Source organism: Hydrogenophaga sp., assembly GCF_035481345.1.
In the GTDB taxonomy this organism is placed as follows: domain Bacteria; phylum Pseudomonadota; class Gammaproteobacteria; order Burkholderiales; family Burkholderiaceae_C; genus Hydrogenophaga.
Window position 1 is genome coordinate 1 of the sequence record NZ_DATIGV010000051.1, and the last position, 2,317, is coordinate 2,317.

Genomic DNA, 2,317 nt, shown 5'->3' on the forward strand with positions numbered 1-2,317 from the left:
TGCTCGCGCACGTCGCGGATGACAATCGACATTACCTGACTCCGAACGGGTCTTGCAGGGTGGCGCACGGCCAAGCGGGGATTATCGCATGGTGCCGCAGCGACGGGCGAGGCGGCGGGTGAGCGGGGGATGAACCCGGCCTTCCCCCGTTCCAACGCGGGCATGACTTTAGTTGGGACATGGCCGCGCACGATTCCGCCTAAGATGCCCGGATGTTGGGACGACTCAGCCATACCCGCCTGCTGCGCGCCGCCGGGCTCTACACGTGGGCCCTGGTGGGGATCCCCATCATCCTGAATGTGTGGGTGCTGCCGCCGTCCAGTGGAACGGACGAGCAGGGCGTGAACCTGCCGCTGACCGCATTGTGTTACTTCACGTTTGGCGTCGTGTACTGGCTGGCGACGCGCGCGCTGGATGGCCGCCGGGATGGCGTGCCGGTGGCATGGAACGTGCCGTTGGCCATGGTGCTGACGGCAACCGCGATCGGGGTGGGGTTTTACACCCAGACCGGGCTGGGTGCCGTGCTGCTGCTGATCATGGCCGGCGTACTGCCCTGGCTGCTGGAACTCCGCTTCGCGGTGGCCTGGCTGCTGGCCGCGCACGTCCTGCTGGTGCCGTCGTTCATGGCGCGCGACGATTTCAATTTCTGGGAGGCCCTGTTCCAGTCGATGTTCTATGTGGGGTTTTCGGCCTTCGTGCTGATCACCACCTACGTGGCGCGCCAGCAGGCCCAGGCGCGCGAAGAGCAGCGCCGGCTCAATGCGGAGCTGCGTGCCACCCGCGTGTTGCTGGCCGAAAGCGCCCGCGTGAACGAGCGCACGAGGATTTCCCGCGAACTGCATGACCTGCTCGGGCACCACCTGACCGCGCTGAGCCTGAATCTGGAGGTGGCCGGCCACATGACCGAGGGGCGCGCGCAGGAACATGTGCGCCAGGCGCACACGCTGGCGCGCCTGCTGTTGACGGACGTGCGCGAGGCGGTCAGCCAGCTTCGCGACAGCGGCGCCATCGACCTGGGGGCGGCGCTGGTCCCGCTGGCCGAAAAGGTCCCTTCACTGGCCATCCATATGGACATCGAGGAGCCCCTGACCCTCGAAGATCCGCACCGTGCCCATGTGTTGCTGCGGTGCACCCAGGAGATCATCACCAATGCCGTGCGCCACGCCGACGCCCGCAACCTGTGGCTGCATTGTCGGCGCGATGGGGCCAGGATACTGATCGACGCCCGCGATGACGGTGCCGGCAGTGGGCAGGTGGTCGCCGGCAACGGTCTGACCGGCATGCGCGAGCGCCTTTCCCAGTACGGTGGCGACCTGCGCATCGAGACACAGCCCGGGCGCGGCTTCTGCCTGCACATCGCGTTGCCCGTCATCGAGGCCATTCCCGGCCTCGCACCGCGTTCCCTTCCCCAACCCGAACCCACACCCGAGCTCAGCTCCGGAGGAACCCCGTGATCCGTGTCTGTCTGGTCGACGACCAAACCCTGGTGCGCCAGGGCATCCGTTCCCTGCTGGCGCTGGACGACGGCATCGAGGTGGTGGCCGAGGCCGCGGACGGCAAACAGGCCGTCGACCTGGTGCCCCAGGTCAACCCCGACGTGGTGCTGATGGACATGCGCATGCCGGTGATGTCGGGTCTGGAGGCGCTGCAGGCACTGGCCAGGACGGGCCAGCTTCCCCCCACCATCATCCTGACCACGTTCGACGACGACCAGCTCGTCCTTGCCGGGCTGAAGGCGGGCGCCAAGGGCTACCTGCTGAAGGACGTGTCGTTGGAGCAACTGGTCGGCGCCATCCGCACCGTGGCCGGCGGTGGCTCGCTGGTGCAGCCGGCCGTCACCCAGCGCCTGCTGTCCGGCCTGGAGCACATGCGCAACGAGTTCGTCAGCCTGGACCGCCCGGACCCGTTGACGGACCGCGAGACCGAGATCCTGCGGCTGATGGCCAGCGGCTTCTCCAACAAGGAGATCGCCAACTCGCTGGGCGTGGCCGAGGGGACCATCAAGAACCACGTCTCCAACATCCTCTCCAAGCTGGGCGTGCGCGACCGCACGCGGGCGGTGCTCAAGGCGTTCGAACTGCAGTTGGTCTGAGGCCGCCGGCAGGGTCCATTGCTGCAGCGCACAGGTGCGTCGCGGCCGCCGACGACCTCTTTCCATACGCCCCGGAATAGGGCGGCCAACCGGTGTCAGGTGGGCTGCCCGAAGGCTGCCAACCCTGCTAGGATGCGCGTTGCATTTTTTTCACGGCCGAGGCACCGGCCCCCGGAGACTCCTGAATGACCCGTTTGATCGAGTTCGTGATTGCGTTGGCGCTGG

General features: G+C 67.3%; 2 protein-coding genes. Both read left to right on the top strand.

Annotated elements, in window-relative coordinates; all coding sequences use genetic code 11:
• Nucleotides 1–212: 212 nt before the first annotated feature.
• Entirely contained in the window at nucleotides 213–1,454 is a 1,242-nt protein-coding gene (locus tag VLG41_RS05710; RefSeq protein WP_325348424.1) for a sensor histidine kinase, read from the top strand.
• Nucleotides 1,451–2,092 (top strand): response regulator, encoded by a 642-nt coding sequence (locus tag VLG41_RS05715; protein WP_142123895.1) that lies wholly within the window; start codon nucleotides 1,451–1,453, stop codon nucleotides 2,090–2,092. The genes VLG41_RS05710 and VLG41_RS05715 overlap by 4 nt, the downstream gene beginning before the upstream one ends.
• Nucleotides 2,093–2,317 lie beyond the last annotated feature (225 nt).